The sequence below is a fragment of the Collinsella sp. CLA-ER-H10 genome (assembly GCF_040092475.1).
Lineage (GTDB): Bacteria > Actinomycetota > Coriobacteriia > Coriobacteriales > Coriobacteriaceae > Collinsella.
The window spans coordinates 1-16,177 of the sequence record NZ_JBBNLM010000004.1 but is presented as its reverse complement, the minus strand read 5'-3'; the positions used below and the strand labels follow the sequence as shown (position 1 = coordinate 16,177).

Sequence of the window (16,177 nt, the reverse complement as noted above, 5' to 3'; positions counted from 1 at the left end):
GTGAAAGGGGCCTCCATGGACCTTGCTGACATCCGCCAGGCCATCGATGGCATCGACACCACGCTCCTCAACAGCTTTGTCGAGCGAATGGACATTGCCACCGAGGTAGCCAAGTCAAAAATCGAGATGGGCAAGGCCGTCTTCGACCCCGCCCGTGAGCGCTCCAAGCTCAACAACCTCGCCAGCCGCGCGCCCGAGCGCTACAAGGCGCAGACCATCACCCTGTTCCGTCTCCTCATGAGCATGAGCAAGGCCGAGCAGCAGCGCTACATCAACGAGCTCAAGGGCATCACGGTGTCGCAAAAGGCCCATGCCATGGCCGCAGCCTTTGACACACCCTTCCCCCAGACGGCAACCGTCGCCTGCCAGGGCGTCGAAGGTGCCTACAGCCAAATCGCCGCGTGCAAACTCTTCGACGTGCCCGACATCGCGTTTTTCGAGACCTTCGAAGGCGTTATGCGCGCTGTGCGCGACGGCTTCTGCGAGTTTGGCGTGCTGCCCATCGAGAACTCCACCGCCGGCTCGGTCAACGCCGTCTACGACCTGCTCGCCCAGTTCGACTTCCACATCGTGCGCTCGCTTCGCCTCAAGATCGACCACAACTTGCTCGTCAAGCCCGGCACTAAGCTCGCCGACGTGCGCGAGGTCTACAGCCACGGCCAAGCCATTGCCCAGTGTGCCGGCTTTATCGAGTCCCACGACCTGCACGCCACCAAGTACCCCAACACCGCCATGTCGGCCGAGATGGTCGCCAGCTCCGGGCGCACCGATGTTGCCGCCATCGCATCGCGCAGCTGCGCGACACTCTATGGCCTGGAGGTGCTGGAGTCCAACATCCAGGACTCGGACAACAACTACACACGCTTTGTCGTCATCAGCCGCGAGCCACGCGTCTATCCCGGTGCCAACCGTACCTCGCTCATGATCACCACGGCCAATGAGCCGGGTGCCCTCTATCGCGTGCTCGAGCGCTTCTACGCGCTCAACATCAACCTCATCAAACTCGAGAGCCGCCCCATCCCCGGCCACGACTTTGAGTTTATGTTCTACTTTGATCTGGACTGTCCCTTTGGCAGCAAGGCCCTCGACGACCTGCTCGATTCGATCGACGACGTATGCGAGAGCTTCACCTACTTTGGCAGCTACACGGAGGTGCTCTAGATGACCGATACCGCCGCAACCCGCCCCTACGGCGTGCTGGGCCGCGTGCTGGGCCACAGCTACACCCCGACCATCTACAAGGAGCTGGCGGGGCTTGAGTACGTGCGTTTTGAGCGCGAGCCCGAGGATCTTGAGGCTTTTATGACGGGCGACGAATGGGAGGGCACCAACGTGACCATCCCCTACAAGCGCGCCGTCATGGAATACCTGGACGAGCTGAGCCCGCTCGCCGAGCGCATGGGCAACGTCAACACCATCACGCGCCTGCCCGACGGCCGCCTGCACGGCGATAATACTGACTACTTCGGTTTCCAGTGCCTGGTCGAGGAGTTGGGCGTTGAGGTTGCCGGCAAGAAGGCCCTCGTGCTCGGTGCCACCGGCGGCGCCGGCACCACGGCAAGTATGGTGCTGGGAGACATGGGCGCCATCGTCGTACCCGTGGGTCGCACGAGCGAGGTCAACTACGACAATATCGCGCAGCAGTCCGACGCCTCCCTACTCGTCAACTGCACGCCCGCCGGCATGTTCCCCCATTGCCCCGACGCGCCTTGCACGCTCGAAGGCCTCGATGCGCTCGAGGGCGTCATCGACATTGTCTACAACCCCGCCCGCACGGGCCTGATGCTCGAGGCCGAGCGCCGCGGCATCCCCTGCATCGGCGGCCTGCTTATGCTTGTTGCCCAGGCGGCACAAGCTGTCGAGCGCTATACCGGCAAAGCCACCCCGCGCGAGAGGATCCTGGACGTAACGGAGCGCCTGTCACGCCGCGAACAGAACATCGCGCTGATCGGCATGCCGGGCTCGGGCAAGACCCGCGTGGGCGAGCAGATCGCCCAGCTCACGGGCCGCGAGCACATCGATCTCGATCGCGCCCTCGAGGAGCGCCTGGGCATGCCCTGCGCCGACTTTATCATCAAGTGCGGCGAGGCGGCCTTCCGCGAGCAGGAGACGGCAGCGCTGGCCGACATCTCCAAGCGCAGCGGCTTGGTGCTCTCCACCGGCGGCGGCGTGGTTACGCGCGACGAGAACTACCCTCTGCTGCACCAAAACAGCCAAATCGTGATGCTCAACCGCAAGCTCGACGAGCTCGCCCACAAGGGCCGCCCCATCACCGCGCGCGACGGCATCGACAAGCTGGCCGAGCAGCGTATGCCGCGCTACCGCGCCTGGGCCGACTACATCATCGACTCACGCGACTGCGCCGCCAACACCGCCCATGCCCTCCTCGACACCCTCCCACCCGCTCTCTAACCAAAACCACCACAAAGGGGGCAGGCACCTTTGTGGTGGTTTTTCAACTGCAAAGGAAGCAACCATGAAAGCACTCGTCATTAACGGCCCCAACCTCAACATGCTCGGCATTCGCGAGCCAGGCATCTACGGCAGCGACAACTACGATCGCTTAGTGCAGATCTGCCAGGAAGCGGGTGCCGCACAGGGCTTCGACGAGGTCGAGGTCTTCCAGTCTAACCACGAGGGCAGCATCGTCGACAAGATCCAGGAGGCTTACGGAAAGGTCGACGGCATCGTCATCAACCCGGCCGCCTACACGCACACAAGCGTGGCCATCCTGGACGCGCTCAAAGCCGTCGCCATCCCGGCTGTGGAGGTCCACATTAGCGCAGTCGAGACCCGCGAAGACTTCCGCCAGGTGAGCTACGCCCGTCTGGCCTGCTTCGCCACCATCACCGGAGAGGGCCTGAAGGGCTACGCCCACGCGTTGGAGCTGCTGAAAGAGCATCTCGAAAAGTAAAATGCCAACCCCAACAAACAGCAGCGGCTTGCTCGCGCTCGGCTCCAGCAACACACAAGATGAAAAAAGCCCAGACCACCAAGCGGTCTGGGCTTAATAAACGATGGTGCTCCATGGCGGATTCGAACCGTCGACCTTGGGATTAGAAGTCCCCTGCTCTATCCAACTGAGCTAATGGAGCAAATAACCGCACGCCCAAGCAAGCACAAGCCTGTCAGGCGCAAGTAATTATAACCTAGTTGAACTGCTCGCGGTACGCCTTGCAGACCTCATCGACCGGGCCGTCCATGCGAAGGTCACCCTTCTCAATCCAAACGGCACGCTGGCAGATGCGCTCAACCTGCTCCATAGAGTGCGAAACGAACAGAACCGTCACGTCGCCGCTCTGGATAAAGTGCTGGATGCGGGCCTCACACTTTTGCTGGAAGAACACATCACCGACGGACAGCGTCTCGTCAACGATCAGAATATCGGGCTCGGTAATCGTCGCGATTGCAAAGGCGATACGCGCCACCATGCCCGAAGAGAAGTTCTTAAGCGGCATATCGACAAAGTTCTGCAGCTCAGCGAACTCGATAATGCCGTCAAAGTTGGCGTCGATGAACTCCTTGGTATAGCCGAGCAGGGCGCCGTTCAGATAGATGTTCTCGCGGGCGGTCAGCTCGGGGTCAAAGCCGGCGCCAAGCTCAATCAGCGGCGCGATGTTACCGTGCACCTTAACGCTGCCCTCGCTAGGCTCAAGAACGCCAGCGATAATCTTGAGCATCGTAGACTTGCCGGAGCCATTGGTGCCGACCAGACCCACAACCTCGCCGCGATGAATATCAAACGAGATGTGCTTAAGCGCCCTAAACTCCTCAAAGAACAGCTCGTGCTTGGCAAGCTTAATGAAGTACTCCTTGAGGTTGGTCAGCGACTCGGACGCCATGTTAAAGATCATGGTGACGTCGTCGACCTCGACAGCCAGAGGCTGCTCGCTGTAATCAACAACAGATTCAGTCATCACAGCACTCCTTAGATGTAGAGGATAAATTTGCGCTCGGACTTATGGAACACGGTATAGCCAATAATAAGCGCAAGAACCGCCCAAGCGACGCACATACCAAACGTCATAAGCGAGGGCGTAGTCTGGAACAGGAAGATATCGCGCATAAACTGCAGGTAGTTGAACATGGGGTTCGCATACATCAAGATACGCACGAGATGCGGCATTTGCGCAATATAGTCAGTCGTCCAGAAGATGGGCGTAATGTAAGTCCACGCCGTAATGACGACGCTCCACAGATGCATAACGTCGCGGAAGAAGACCGTAAGGGCAGAGAGCATCATGCCCAGGCCCATGCAGAAGCACATAAGCAGCAGCAGGCAAACCGGCAACAGAATCAGGTGCCAAGAAGGCATAACGCGGAACCACAGCATGACGATGGCGACGGCGACCAGCGAGAAGGCAAAGTTGACCAGCGAGAAGAGCACCTTCTGCACCGGGAAAACCCAGCGGTGCACCTTAACCTTCTTGAGCAGAGGGGCAGCGCCCACGATCGACGTCAGGGCCTGGTTAGTAGACTCAGACATGACGGCAAAGGTGATGTTACCCACGATCAAGTACAGCGGGTACATCTCGGGCGTCATTGAGCCATTGCGGCCCTGGCCAAAAATCGTCGAGAACACGATGGCCATGACGATCATCATCAGCAGCGGGTTGAGCACCGACCATGCGACGCCCAGAACGCTACGGCGATACTTGATCTTAAAATCCTTGGTAACCAGCTGACGAAGGATAAACGCGTCCTTCTCAAATTCGTTCTTAGCAAACGTCGCAGGCAGACTGCGAGTTTCTTGTTGCTTTGTCTGATCCGACACGGATGCAACTCCTTTACTCGTAATCGTTGACAAACGAACAGTATAGACCCGACGGCCATGCAAACGATTCGCGCAACAAAACTGGAGAACTAACCCACATCTTAGGATGCCAGGCCCAAACGGCTATACTTTCTAGGATTGAATGTATAAGGAGCATTAAGTGAATTCTGAATCCATCGCCGTCATCATCCCTTGCTACAACGAAGCGCTCACGATCGGCAAAGTCATCGACGACTTTCACCGCGAGCTTCCGCAGGCGACGGTCTATGTCTATGACAACAACTCGTCGGACGATACCTCACGCATTGCCACCGAGCACGGCGCCACAGTCCGCTTTGAGCCCCGTCAGGGAAAGGGCAACGTGTGCCGCCAGATGTTTCGCGATATCGACGCCGATTGCTACCTGATGGTCGACGGAGACGACACCTACCCCGCCGAGGCGGCCAAGGCCCTCTGCGAGCCCATCCTTAACGGCACGGCCGACATGACCGTAGGCGATCGCCTTTCCAACGGCACCTACGCCGAGGAGAACAAGCGTGCCTTCCACGGCTTTGGCAATAATCTGGTCCGCGCCATGATCAAGTGGATCTATGGCTACAGCTTCGATGACGTCATGACAGGCTACCGCGCCATGAGCCGCCCGTTCGTTAAAACCTTCCCAGTGCTTTCCGAGGGCTTTCAGATCGAAACCGAGCTCTCGATCCACGCCGTCGACCACCGCTGGCGCATCAAAGATGTGCCCATCGAGTACCGCGACCGTCCCGAGGGTTCCGAGTCCAAACTCAACACCGTGAGCGACGGCATTAAAGTCGTTGCGATGATCGGCACGCTGTTCAAGGACTACCGCCCGCTGAAGTTCTTCAGCCTCGTTGCGCTTCTGTTCGCGGTATTCGGCCTCGCCCTGGGCATGCCCATCGTTGTCGAATATTTCCAGACCGGCCTCGTCCCGCGCTTCCCCACCGCTGTGCTCGCCGCCTCGTTTATGTTCCTGTGCGGCCTGAGCCTTGCGACCGGCTTCATCCTAGATTCTGTAGCAAAGGTCGAAAAAAAGCAGTGGGAGGTCAACGTGTACAGCAAATACGCCTACGACGACCAGCCCGGCCACCCTACTTCCATGCCAAGCGAGAGGTAGATCTTCCGCAAAATACTATTGGCACCACTGCGCAGATAGCCACCAACAAGAAAAGCCGCCGTTAAAGAACGGCGGCTTTTACTCTCGAAAAGTTAATAGCGGCTAGAGCGTCTTGATGTACTCCCCCAGCTCTTCCTCCCAGTCGGGCATGTGGAAGCCGGCAGCCTCGAGCTTGGACAGGTCGAGCGCGGAGTGGACCGGGCGCGGGGCGACGGGGCCCTCGGCGCTCGCGTAGTAGTCGGCGGTCGATACCGGCACGACCCTGTCCCCGTTGCCGTTGGCGGCCTCGAAGACGGCGCGGGCGATATCGGCCCAGGACTTGACGGTGCCGGAGCCGGTGCAGTCGTAGGTGCCGTAGGGGGCGTGCGTCCCCAGCACGTGGAAGATGGCCTCGGCCATGTCGCGCGTGAAGGTCAGGCGGCCCAGCTGGTCGTCAACGACCGTGACCTGCTCGAGCCCGTCCTCGGGGTCGGCGACGCGGTCGGACAGGCCCTTCATCGTCTTGACGAAGTTGCGGCCCTCGCCGATGACCCAGCTGGAGCGCATGATGTAGTGGCGCGGGCACCCGGCCACGGCGATGTCGCCGGCGGCCTTGGTCTGGCCGTAGACGGACAGCGGGCTGAGGGGCTCGTCCTCGTCATGCACCTCGGCGGTACCGTCGAAGACGTAGTCGGAGGACACGTGGACGAGGGTGATCCCGTGCCCGGCGCAGGTGCGTGCGAGAAGAGCGGGACCGGCGGCGTTGGCCTTCCAGGCGGTCACGCGGCCCTCGGGGGTCTCCGCCCTGTCCACGGCCGTGTAGGCGCCGCAGTTGATCACGGTGCCGTAGAGCGACCAGTCGTATTTTGAGTAGGCGTCCGGGTCGGACATGTCGAAGGTGTCGATGTCGCAGAAGTCGAAGCCCTTCGCCACGCCGCGCTCCTCGGCGAGCGCGCGCACCGCATGGCCCAGCTGGCCGTTGCAGCCGGTGACGAGCGTCCTCTTGGGCGCCATGGGGACGACGTCCCTGAGCATCGGGTGGTTGAGGTCGGCATCGGAGATGGTGGCCTCGTCGAGAGGGATGGGCCACTCGATGGCGAGCTCGGGATCGGCGAGGTTCACGAAGGTGTAGGTCCTCTTGAGCTCCAGCGACCAGTGGGCGTCCACCAGGTAGGTGTAGGCGGTGCCGTCCTCCAGGGCCTGGAAGGAGTTGCCCACGCCGCGCGGGACGTAGATGGCCTTGCTCGGGTCCAGGGTGCAGGTGAACACCTTGCCGAAGGTCTCGCTGCCCTCGCGCAGGTCCACCCAGGCGCCGAAGACGCTGCCGCGCGCCACGGAGATGAACTTGTCCCAGGGCTCGGCGTGGATGCCGCGGGTGACGCCGCGGCTGTCGTTGTAGGAGATGTTGTTCTGGACGACCCTGAGGTCCGGGATGCCCAGGGCGGTCATCTTGGCGCGCTGCCAGTTCTCCTTGAACCAGCCGCGCGAGTCGCCGTGGACGGCGAGGTCGACGACCTTGAGGCCCTCGATGCCGGTCTCGGCGACGGAGAGGTCCTTCTCGAATGCGATGTCTGCCATGTGGGAAAAGCTCCTATCGAAGAGGTTGTATAACCGGGGGCGCCCGCGCGGGGACGCAGGATCATCCCCATGCCCTGCATCCCCGCGCGGGCGCCCCGCGGTGCGGTTCGCCGGAATGCAGTCTTACTGGCCCTGCGCGCGGTAGCGGGCCTCGGTGGCCTCCTTGGCGGGGCGCCACCAGGACTCGTTGGCGACGTACCAGTCGATGGTCTGCTTCAGGCCCCCGGCGAAGTCGGTGTGCGCCGGCCTCCAGCCCAGCTCGCGCTGGAGCTTGGTGGAGTCGATGGCGTAGCGGCGGTCGTGGCCGGGGCGGTCGGCGACCCAGTCGAAGTCCTCGGGGTCCTTTCCCATGGCCTCGAGGATCATGCGCAGCACGGTGATGTTGTTCCTCTCCCCGTCGGCTCCGATGAGGTAGGTCTCCCCCATGCGCCCCTTCGTGAGGATGTCCCAGACGGCGCTGGAGTGGTCCTCGGTGTGGATCCAGTCGCGGACGTTCTCGCCGCGGCCGTAGAGCTTGGGGCGCACGCCGTCGACGATGTTGGTGATCTGCCTGGGAATGAACTTCTCCACGTGCTGGTAGGGGCCGTAGTTGTTGGAGCAGTTGGAGATCGTGGTGCGAAGCCCGTAGGTGCGGGTCCACGCTCGGACGAGCATGTCGGAGGAAGCCTTGGTCGAGCTGTACGGAGAGGACGGCTTATAGGGCGTCTCCTCAGTGAACTTGGCGGGGTCGTCGAGCGCCAGGTCGCCGTAGACCTCGTCGGTGGAGACGTGGTGGTAGCGGACGCCGTACTTGCGGACGGCCTCCAGGAGGCGGAAGGTGCCCTCGACGTTGGTGCGTAGGAAGGGCTCGGGGTCGGCGATGGAGTTGTCGTTGTGGGACTCGGCGGCGTAGTGCACGATGGCGTCGTGGCCCGGGACGATGCGGTCCAGGAGCTCCGCGTCGCAGATGTCGCCCACGACGAGCTCCACGCGGTCGGAGGGCAGGCCCGCGATGTTCTCGGGGTTGCCGGCGTAGGTCAGCTTGTCCAGGACGGTGACGTGCACCTCGGGGTGGTTGTTGACCACGTAGTGCACGAAGTTGCTGCCGATGAAGCCGCAGCCGCCAGTGACGATGATATTCTTGGGTTCGAAAATCTCAGACATGAAAATCCAATCTGAAGCATGTACAGCTTCTTTAGTATGCCGCAGGAAGTGACGCCGCGACGCTATTCAACAAAACTATCGGACATTTCGGCATGCGATAAGAGCCATAACCTTCGCAGAATTACCTCCTGTACAAAACGCCTCCGAAATGCAGTCTTTGTCGTAGTGAAAAACCGAATCCCCAGTTATTTCACGTAAGTACTTATAGAAGAAATCCTCCCAGCTTTTAAACTTCTCACTGTTTACAAAGGCTTCTGGGGTTTCCAAAACCGTCTTAACATCTAGCCCTGAAATTACGCCGGAGCTCAGCAGAAGCCATTCGAACGACTCGGGAAGACAAACCGTAACAGTATCGCGGTGAATGTCTTGCAGCTTAAGGACGCGGTCCGCATAGCACCCAAATGCCGCCCCGTCCGCGACAACAAACACGCGATCGTCGAGATGCTGATCCAACCAGCCCAAAATCGCGCTGTTCGTCATGGCCGAAGTACAGGTAAGCTCACTGTCAGCAAAATGCCGTTTAAAGAACTGGAAACCAGACTTACTGTCCTCGCATAGAAGGATAGAAAAGTCCTGTTTTGGCGCCGACCGGGAAATAGCATAACGATGATTCCCGCGATCTTGATAAACAGGGACGAAAGAATGGTATTTTCCGCTCGTCTTAATCTTGTAAATCTCATCCACGCTATACGGAAGATTGGGGAAATCAGCCCTTGAGATCAGCACGAAATAATTCGAGGAATACAGCACATGATGGGCAAACTCATCAGAATGGATCTCTTTTAAGCCCTCATCGACAAATACAATCGAGTCATGAACGGACGAAAGCTGGTTTCGCCAATCATAATCGGTCAGGGCGACACAGGGACAATCGCATTGCAAGGAAACACCCGACTGCTCGCCCGTTCGCATGTAGTCTGCGACCATGTCAAACAGTGTCGTCTTACCCGTGCCACTATCCCCACGCACAATAGTAATGTTCCGTTTAATGGTAAATGTGTACTTGGTTCCCCTGCGGCGGGAAATCTTAACGAGATGCGAACCGTTCATAAGCAGCACCTACAGATACGGAATCGACTCGTGAATCAAATCGGCCATGTTGTGAACGATTCGGCCGCTATTCACGACTTTAATTTTAAAATCCTCGCGACCAAAGTCCATCACATGATAGAGATTCACAACGAGCTTGCGGTCTTTCGCCATGTCGAGAATCCACTTGGCACAGTTGTCACCACAGGTAGAAGCGTTAAAAATATGCTTACGATCAAATCTCATAAGCAGCAGCGTTTTCACGCCACCAGAAAGCTGGAGTGGGGAGATGGATCCAAGCACAGGGCTTTCGATGACGTTTTCGGAGACAACAACCGATCGATCGACATCTTTAATTATCGAGACTGCATAGGGATCCGTAATCCAAGAAGACCGGTAAGAGTTTTTGAAATATGTCGCTGTGTTGTAAATCGCTTCTGGCATATCGCCAAAGTAGACGCTTAACACATCCACTCCCAATCACATTGTCTTTATGGTCAACGTAATCATAACGAAAGGGGCCACCAGATAAACGGTGACCCCTAAAAGAAAACAAGCTTGCGCTAGTACTCGCGTGGGCTATTGACGATCTCGCCGGCGGCGACCTTCTTCAGGTGCTGCCCGTAGACCGACTTGCCGTAGGCCTTGGCGGCCTCCTCCAGCTCGGCGGTCGTGATCCAGCCGTTCTCCCAGGCAATCTCCTCGGGGACCGAGACCGGCAGGTCCTGGGAGTGCTCCACGGCGCGGACGAACTCCGCGGCCTCGTGCAGGCTCTCCATGGTGCCGGTGTCCAGCCACGCGTAGCCGCGGCCGAGGGTGACCACGGACAGCGTCCCCTCCTCCAGGTACATCTGGTTGAGCGTGGTGATCTCCAGCTCGCCGCGGGCCGACGGCTTAACCTCATGCGCCTTGGCGGCGACGTCGCCCGGGTAGAAGTACAGGCCGGTGACGGCGTAGGAGCTCTTGGGGCGCTCGGGCTTCTCCTCGATGGAGACGGCCCTGCCCTCGCCGTCGAACTCCACGACGCCGAAGCGCTCGGGGTCGTCCACGTGGTAGCCGAAGACCGTGGCGCGGCCCGACTGCGCGTTCTCGACGGCCTTCTTCAGGTGGCGGCTGAGGCCGTTGCCGTAGAAGATGTTGTCGCCGAGCACCAGCGCGCAAGGCTCGCCGGCGATGAACTCCTCGCCGATGGTGAAGGCCTGGGCCAGGCCGTCGGGGCTCGGCTGCTCGGCGTAGGAGAGGTTGACGCCGTAGCGCGAGCCGTCACCGAGCAGGCGCTCGAAGTTGGGCAGGTCGGTCGGCGTGGAGATGACCAGGATGTCCCGGATGCCCGCCAGCATGAGGGTGGACAGCGGGTAATAGATCATGGGCTTGTCGTAGACCGGCAGCAGCTGCTTGGAGGTCACGAGCGTGAGCGGGTATAGGCGGGTGCCGGACCCGCCGGCGAGGATGATGCCTTTCATAAAAATCCTCTCGATTGACAATCGTTGAGCAAAAGCCGCTGATTACAGATGCATAGTTAATTAAATTATACGCACCGGCAGCAACCTCCCCGTCTTCTTATTTAAATCGGACAGCAGAAACACGCAACTCTTTCTGCATTTCTAGCGAGGCAACAAATGAAAAAGTACAATGAGCAGTGTCCAACAAACGAAAGGCAAACAATGCGAGTCGAAACAACCGGAGTATGCAGAGGAAACTGGAAAATCTACCAGCAGCTTAAGATTGAAGGCATCCATAAAGGCTCCAGCGTAACAGCCCAGGCGGCTACAGACGATAACCGCCGCTCACCTTTATCCCTCCTAAAATTCCGGGACAATAGTTGTGACTCGAACTCATACGTCCTTGTAGTCCCCGATCCCGATGCTCGCACCATCAAAATTGAGTTTAGCGAAATCGGCCAAGACGGTCGCACCCTGAGCAGCGACTCCCTTTCGCTCAATTGCAAGAACATCAAATGGGAGTCGCGCCTTAACTACAAAATTAAACCTGACATGTGCAGCAAACTCCGAAACTACGATGACGTTTCAGAGTTTGACATGGCAACGATTGATTTCTGGCAGTGCATCGAAGATTCAAGCGACTATATCCTTAGGTGCACGGTGAGAACTCCTTATCGTAGCGACTCGCAAATCAAACTTCGTTGTTTCGATCGAACCCTTAATGAAGTTAATTTGAGCATCGTCAATTTCGACTCGAATGTAACAAGCGTTGGATTTACGTCTGAGAAAAAGCAGCTTGAAACGCAGCTCTCAATTCGAATGCCAAAGGCGTTCGATCGTTACTACTTTATTATTGACGATCAAAATCACCCATCATTCAGTGCATTCGACTGCTTAACACCCGATAAGCTAGGCTTGCTTCTTGAGGAGACCAACTTTCTCTTTACCCATGCGCAGTTTGACCCTGAATACCCCGAATGGTTCACGGATCATAAGGCAACTATCGGCGCTCTGGAGAAGCAGAGAAAAATCGTCTTCAACAGCGCTCCGAAGTTCAGCATTATTGTCCCTCTATACAACACACCCATTTCGTTCTTTAACGATATGGCCGAATCCGTAAAAAACCAGTCTTATGCAAACTGGGAGCTCATCCTAGTTAATGCAAGTCCTGACAATCAGGAACTAAAGGCTCGCGTTGAGCAGGAGACGGCCCACGACAACAGAATTAAATCAATTAACCTTACCGAGAATAAGGGCATTTCCGAAAACACAAACGCCGGCGTTGCCATCGCTTCGGGTGATTTCGTTAGCTTCTTTGACCATGACGATATTCTTGAACCGGACTTGTTGTTCTCATATGCCGAGGCAATTGAAAACAATGATGACGTCGATCTTCTTTATTGTGATGAAGATAAACTCATGCCCGATGGAATGCTAGCGCAGCCGTTCTTTAAGCCGGATTTCAATATCGATCTGCTCAGAAACAATAACTATATCTGCCATATGCTTACCATCCGTAAGTCTCTGCTTGACACTCTAGAACCGAACACGAAAGAGTTCGATGGAGCACAGGATCATAATCTGACTCTCCACGCCGTGGAAAAGGCAAGGAAAGTTCATCATGTTGCAAAGGTTCTATATCACTGGCGCCTAAGCGAGACCTCCACCGCAGCAAATGCCGATAGCAAGCCGTATGCCACTATCGCAGGTATCAAAGCGGTCCAGAGTCATTTGGACAGGCTTGGGCTCAATGCGAAGGTCGAACAAGCGCGTCGTCCCTTTACATATAAAGTAACCTACGCTGTGCCAGATTCCCATCCACTCGTGTCAATTATCATTCCAACTAAAGACCACGCCAACATTCTGGACAACTGCATTAAGTCAATTGTTGAGAAATCAACGTACGACAATTTCGAGCTTGTCATAATCGAAAACAACAGCACAGAAAAGGAGACGTTCGATTATTACGATAAGTTGCAAGCAAAATATCCTGACATCGTTCGTCTTGTAACTTGGAAGCACGAATTCAATTTCTCCAAGCTCATGAACTTTGGCGTTGCTCACGCCAAGGGCGACTATCTCTTGCTGTTGAATAACGATACTGAGGTAATTACGCCCAATTGGATTGAGACTATGCTTGGCATCTGCGCACGTGAGGATGTTGGCGCAGTTGGTGCAAAACTCTACTATCCCGACAACACCATCCAGCACGCGGGCTTATGCGTCACTGGTGGCGTGGCAGGACATCTTTGCCAAAGCATGCCAAGGGATAACTGGGGCTACTTTGCACTCAACGATGCACAACAAGACTTCAGCGCCGTCACCGCAGCTTGCATAATGACCAAGCGTGATGAATATGAGAAAGTCGGAGGTTTCACGGAAGAGCTTCAAGTTGCATTTAATGACGTTGACTTTTGCTTAAAGCTACGCGAGATCAACGACCTAATTGTATACACACCCGAAGTCGAGCTCTATCACTACGAGTCGATTTCTAGAGGCGTTGAAAACAATACGGAGAAGCAGATTCGCTTCCACAAAGAGGTCGCGTACATGAATTATCGATGGGCTAAGTATTACGTCAAAGGCGATCCTTATATGAATCCAAACTTCACCGTCGGGGAACCCGCGAATCGTTATTATCATTTATAGATAATGAGTATTTACTCATTTGGGCGCTGTTGAATATCGCGAAACTGCGCCGTCGATATCGCGCTTGGGCACCGGGCCCGACATGGGCTCCGGTGCCGTTTTGCTACCTGCGGTCCGCCCCGCGGCACGGCCTCATGTTGGCCTCTCGCATGCCAACCCAGCGCTCGGTCAAAGTCTCTGCTTGGCTTGGAAAAGCATAGCTTTCGGGGACCCTGCGGCGTCCGAATCATCGCCTGCTATCTAAACTGTTAGATAGCAGAAAAAACCCGAGAGCATTACGCAAAGGCCTACACACAGGATGCAATACTAATAAAACGAATAAGATATAAACAATTCATCACGCACATGCCAAAAGAGACGACAGAAAGCGAAGATGAGTTGAATTTAAACAAGCGCGTTCTCGACCCAAACAACAAAGCTGGTAGAACAGGAAGAAAATATCGTCCTTGAACACCCTGTATTACATTCTCGTAATTGAACGTCCAGCCCAACCACATAGATACAATGGAACCAAGGGCAGCCAAAGCAAAAGCGATAATAAACAGAATGGAACAAATGGGGCTGAGAAAAGAGGGCTCATCTTCGGAATCCAAACAACAAATAAACCCAAACAACAAATAAGGAATCATAAAAAAGGCTGGAAACTGCAAGTTTTTCTGGAGCCATCCAAGCGAATAACCTAAGGTGGATCCCCAATAGAAATCTCCTAGGGAATCTAATGTCCTAAAAAAGACCTCGAAGCTATTCTTTGGATGCATGATGATGTCACTGAGCGTATAAAACCGCCCGATCTCTTGGCCACGAGAGGCATCTGAAGACTGAGACACCAATGTACTCATTGATGCTATGCGCAGCACTAGAACGGAGGCTATAACAGCAAAGATCAGTATGCACTTACCGATACGTCCGACTTTCACATCTTGGAACTGCGAAAGGGGCACAAGCAAACCAAGTAATATCATCCCAGAATAAACAACCTTACACGGAGCCAAAAACGCCGAAATAATTAAATAAATGACGATTTCTTTACAACCTATTGATTTCTGCTCTCCAAAAAAACCGCGCATTAGACAAGCGAATACTAAAAGCGAGTACGCAATAATTCCTGAATCATAAGAGTATGAAGCAGCCAAGTGAAGCGTCATAGGCAGAAGCGAAACAAAAACAATAACCGATTTGCCCTTAGGTGCAATCCTGTATGCCTGGAACGCACAAAAGCAAAAAACCAGAGCCGAACCAATGCGCCCCATATAGAACACAGGATAGGCACCAAGTCCGAAAAACAGACCGATTTGCAGCCCAACGATAGATCCTATTTTCGCAGAAACGTTCTCACTACTGACGCTAAATGAGAACTCATTGAATGGAGTCCACTTCCCATTCTCAAACAGAGCATAATTCTGAATAATCGAATCAAATGAAGAGGAGTCAATGGCGTTACTCTGGCGACCCTTATAAAGGGAAAGATCGATATCCCGTACTAGAAAACCACCATCATTTGTCACATGCGCATTGAATGGAAGACTATCAACCATCCAATAAGTTGAAAAAAAATGATGGCCTTCATCCGGAACCGTAAACGGAGGAAAGATAAAGATAAAAATAATTAGAAATGCTATAAGCAGCGCCAAGAATACCCATTCACTTTTAAGACGATGGTACACCTTAGCATATGCAGCGCAAAGGCCAAGAATTAGAATCAACGAGATGGTAATTGTAAGCAGTACAAGTAATCTCGGATTATTTAGATACCAATAGACTGAATAGAATGCGAAAAAAACGGCAAACAAAACAAATAAAGGCTTACATCTTATGGAACTTGTCATAAAAATCCTTATAATCGAGAAACTAATAGAACGCAATTAAAAATACTGGTATCAGTATACTAGCAAGCACATTGGCATCCAAAAAGAATGGCGGAATTCAATCTCATGGATCGCGCCGAAAATGTTGGTGCAAGGGTGACCCCTTAGTGCCCGTTTAACGAAAAACGGCCTTCGTCCCGGAACCAGAAATCACCACAACAACAGGTTCCGGGAAAAGACGAAGATCGCTATGTAAATCTTGTCAGACCCGGCGCCGGACATACTCGCCATGCCCCGTTTCAGCGACGGCGCCATCGACATGCGGGAGCTGCTCCCCAGACTCGCCAAACAGGTCGTGAACGCCGCGATGGACGCCGAGGCCGACCAGCTGAGCGGTGGCGGGGCGAACAGCCGAAACGGCTACCGCGAGAGGTCGCTCGCACCTGCGCCGGCACGCTGACGCTGCGCATCCCGAAGCTCCGCTCCGGCAGCTTCTTCCCGGACGACGTGATCGAGCGCTGTTAGCGCCGGAATAATTTAGCCAAATATAGTCGGCCGAGATTGACCAATCCCGGCCGACCCATTTTAGCCAACACGCCCGCATCTATGACTTTCCTATCGCATTCCTACATCCCCTCGGGCTGGA

At 55.6% G+C, this 16,177-nt stretch carries 13 protein-coding genes and 1 tRNA gene; 5 read left to right on the top strand and 9 right to left on the bottom strand.

All coding sequences use genetic code 11. The features are described 5' to 3' along the window. Positions 1–15: 15 nt before the first annotated feature. The 3 genes from pheA (at position 16) to aroQ (ending at position 2,914) form a co-directional block, all read left to right on the top strand. Positions 16–1,161, top strand: coding sequence for a prephenate dehydratase (pheA, locus tag AAAX36_RS02990; protein ID WP_195404119.1), 1,146 nt, complete (start codon positions 16–18; stop codon positions 1,159–1,161). Beyond that, a complete protein-coding gene (locus AAAX36_RS02985) occupies positions 1,162–2,412 on the top strand; it encodes a shikimate kinase (RefSeq protein WP_138374971.1) in 1,251 nt (416 codons plus the stop codon). Positions 2,413–2,476: 64 nt separating this feature from the next. After that, positions 2,477–2,914: a type II 3-dehydroquinate dehydratase gene (aroQ, locus tag AAAX36_RS02980; protein ID WP_099431841.1), complete on the top strand. Its 438-nt coding sequence runs from the start codon at positions 2,477–2,479 to the stop codon at positions 2,912–2,914. 104 nt (positions 2,915–3,018) lie between these two features. Here aroQ and AAAX36_RS02975 read toward each other — a convergent pair. From AAAX36_RS02975 to AAAX36_RS02965, 3 genes are all read right to left on the bottom strand, one after another. Beyond that, positions 3,019–3,095, bottom strand: a tRNA-Arg gene (locus tag AAAX36_RS02975). Between the two features lie 54 nt (positions 3,096–3,149). Further along, the gene (locus tag AAAX36_RS02970; RefSeq protein WP_006236046.1) at positions 3,150–3,917 is read right to left on the bottom strand and encodes an ABC transporter ATP-binding protein; all 768 of its coding nucleotides are present in this window, start codon (positions 3,915–3,917) and stop codon (positions 3,150–3,152) included. Positions 3,918–3,928: 11 nt separating this feature from the next. After that, a complete protein-coding gene (locus AAAX36_RS02965; protein ID WP_022094778.1) occupies positions 3,929–4,774 on the bottom strand; it encodes an ABC transporter permease in 846 nt (281 codons plus the stop codon). Between the two features lie 160 nt (positions 4,775–4,934). Here AAAX36_RS02965 and AAAX36_RS02960 point away from each other — a divergent pair, with 160 nt between their 5' ends. Then, positions 4,935–5,906, top strand: coding sequence for a glycosyltransferase family 2 protein (locus tag AAAX36_RS02960; protein WP_117654851.1), 972 nt, complete (start codon positions 4,935–4,937; stop codon positions 5,904–5,906). Between the two features lie 102 nt (positions 5,907–6,008). Here the strand turns inward: AAAX36_RS02960 and AAAX36_RS02955 are convergent, their stop codons facing one another. The 5 genes from AAAX36_RS02955 to rfbA all read right to left on the bottom strand — a co-directional run bounded on the left by AAAX36_RS02955 (position 6,009) and on the right by rfbA (position 11,098). After that, a complete protein-coding gene (locus AAAX36_RS02955; protein ID WP_349073929.1) occupies positions 6,009–7,463 on the bottom strand; it encodes a sugar nucleotide-binding protein in 1,455 nt (484 codons plus the stop codon). A 123-nt stretch (positions 7,464–7,586) separates the two neighbouring features. Next, positions 7,587–8,606 (bottom strand): dTDP-glucose 4,6-dehydratase, encoded by a 1,020-nt coding sequence (gene rfbB, locus AAAX36_RS02950; protein ID WP_055310686.1) that lies wholly within the window; start codon positions 8,604–8,606, stop codon positions 7,587–7,589. Positions 8,607–8,681: 75 nt separating this feature from the next. Continuing rightward, positions 8,682–9,656 (bottom strand): hypothetical protein, encoded by a 975-nt coding sequence (locus AAAX36_RS02945; RefSeq protein ID WP_117840298.1) that lies wholly within the window; start codon positions 9,654–9,656, stop codon positions 8,682–8,684. A 9-nt stretch (positions 9,657–9,665) separates the two neighbouring features. After that, the gene (locus AAAX36_RS02940) at positions 9,666–10,103 is read right to left on the bottom strand and encodes a DUF4869 domain-containing protein (protein ID WP_022094783.1); all 438 of its coding nucleotides are present in this window, start codon (positions 10,101–10,103) and stop codon (positions 9,666–9,668) included. A 95-nt stretch (positions 10,104–10,198) separates the two neighbouring features. Further along, positions 10,199–11,098 carry a glucose-1-phosphate thymidylyltransferase RfbA gene (gene rfbA, locus AAAX36_RS02935; RefSeq protein WP_217107898.1) on the bottom strand — a complete coding sequence of 300 codons (900 nt, stop codon included), beginning with the start codon at positions 11,096–11,098 and terminating at the stop codon, positions 10,199–10,201. Positions 11,099–11,254: 156 nt separating this feature from the next. Between rfbA and AAAX36_RS02930 the strand changes: the two genes are divergently transcribed. After that, the gene (locus AAAX36_RS02930; RefSeq protein ID WP_349073928.1) at positions 11,255–13,726 is read left to right on the top strand and encodes a glycosyltransferase family 2 protein; all 2,472 of its coding nucleotides are present in this window, start codon (positions 11,255–11,257) and stop codon (positions 13,724–13,726) included. Between the two features lie 287 nt (positions 13,727–14,013). Here the strand turns inward: AAAX36_RS02930 and AAAX36_RS02925 are convergent, their stop codons facing one another. Next, positions 14,014–15,552 (bottom strand): DUF2142 domain-containing protein, encoded by a 1,539-nt coding sequence (locus tag AAAX36_RS02925; protein ID WP_117797731.1) that lies wholly within the window; start codon positions 15,550–15,552, stop codon positions 14,014–14,016. Between the last annotated feature and the right edge of the window lie 625 nt (positions 15,553–16,177).

What these genes read in the sequence shown, in the direction of transcription:
- pheA (WP_195404119.1), top strand. Translation starts at nt 16, where the DNA reads ATGGACCTTGCTGACATCCGCCAGGCCATCGATGGCATCGACACCACG.
- AAAX36_RS02955 (WP_349073929.1), bottom strand. Translation starts at nt 7,463, where the DNA reads ATGGCAGACATCGCATTCGAGAAGGACCTCTCCGTCGCCGAGACCGGC.
- AAAX36_RS02985 (WP_138374971.1), top strand. Translation starts at nt 1,162, where the DNA reads ATGACCGATACCGCCGCAACCCGCCCCTACGGCGTGCTGGGCCGCGTG.
- aroQ (WP_099431841.1), top strand. Translation starts at nt 2,477, where the DNA reads ATGAAAGCACTCGTCATTAACGGCCCCAACCTCAACATGCTCGGCATT.
- AAAX36_RS02930 (WP_349073928.1), top strand. Translation starts at nt 11,255, where the DNA reads ATGAAAAAGTACAATGAGCAGTGTCCAACAAACGAAAGGCAAACAATG.
- AAAX36_RS02970 (WP_006236046.1), bottom strand. Translation starts at nt 3,917, where the DNA reads ATGACTGAATCTGTTGTTGATTACAGCGAGCAGCCTCTGGCTGTCGAG.
- rfbB (WP_055310686.1), bottom strand. Translation starts at nt 8,606, where the DNA reads ATGTCTGAGATTTTCGAACCCAAGAATATCATCGTCACTGGCGGCTGC.
- AAAX36_RS02925 (WP_117797731.1), bottom strand. Translation starts at nt 15,552, where the DNA reads ATGACAAGTTCCATAAGATGTAAGCCTTTATTTGTTTTGTTTGCCGTT.
- AAAX36_RS02945 (WP_117840298.1), bottom strand. Translation starts at nt 9,656, where the DNA reads ATGAACGGTTCGCATCTCGTTAAGATTTCCCGCCGCAGGGGAACCAAG.
- rfbA (WP_217107898.1), bottom strand. Translation starts at nt 11,098, where the DNA reads ATGAAAGGCATCATCCTCGCCGGCGGGTCCGGCACCCGCCTATACCCG.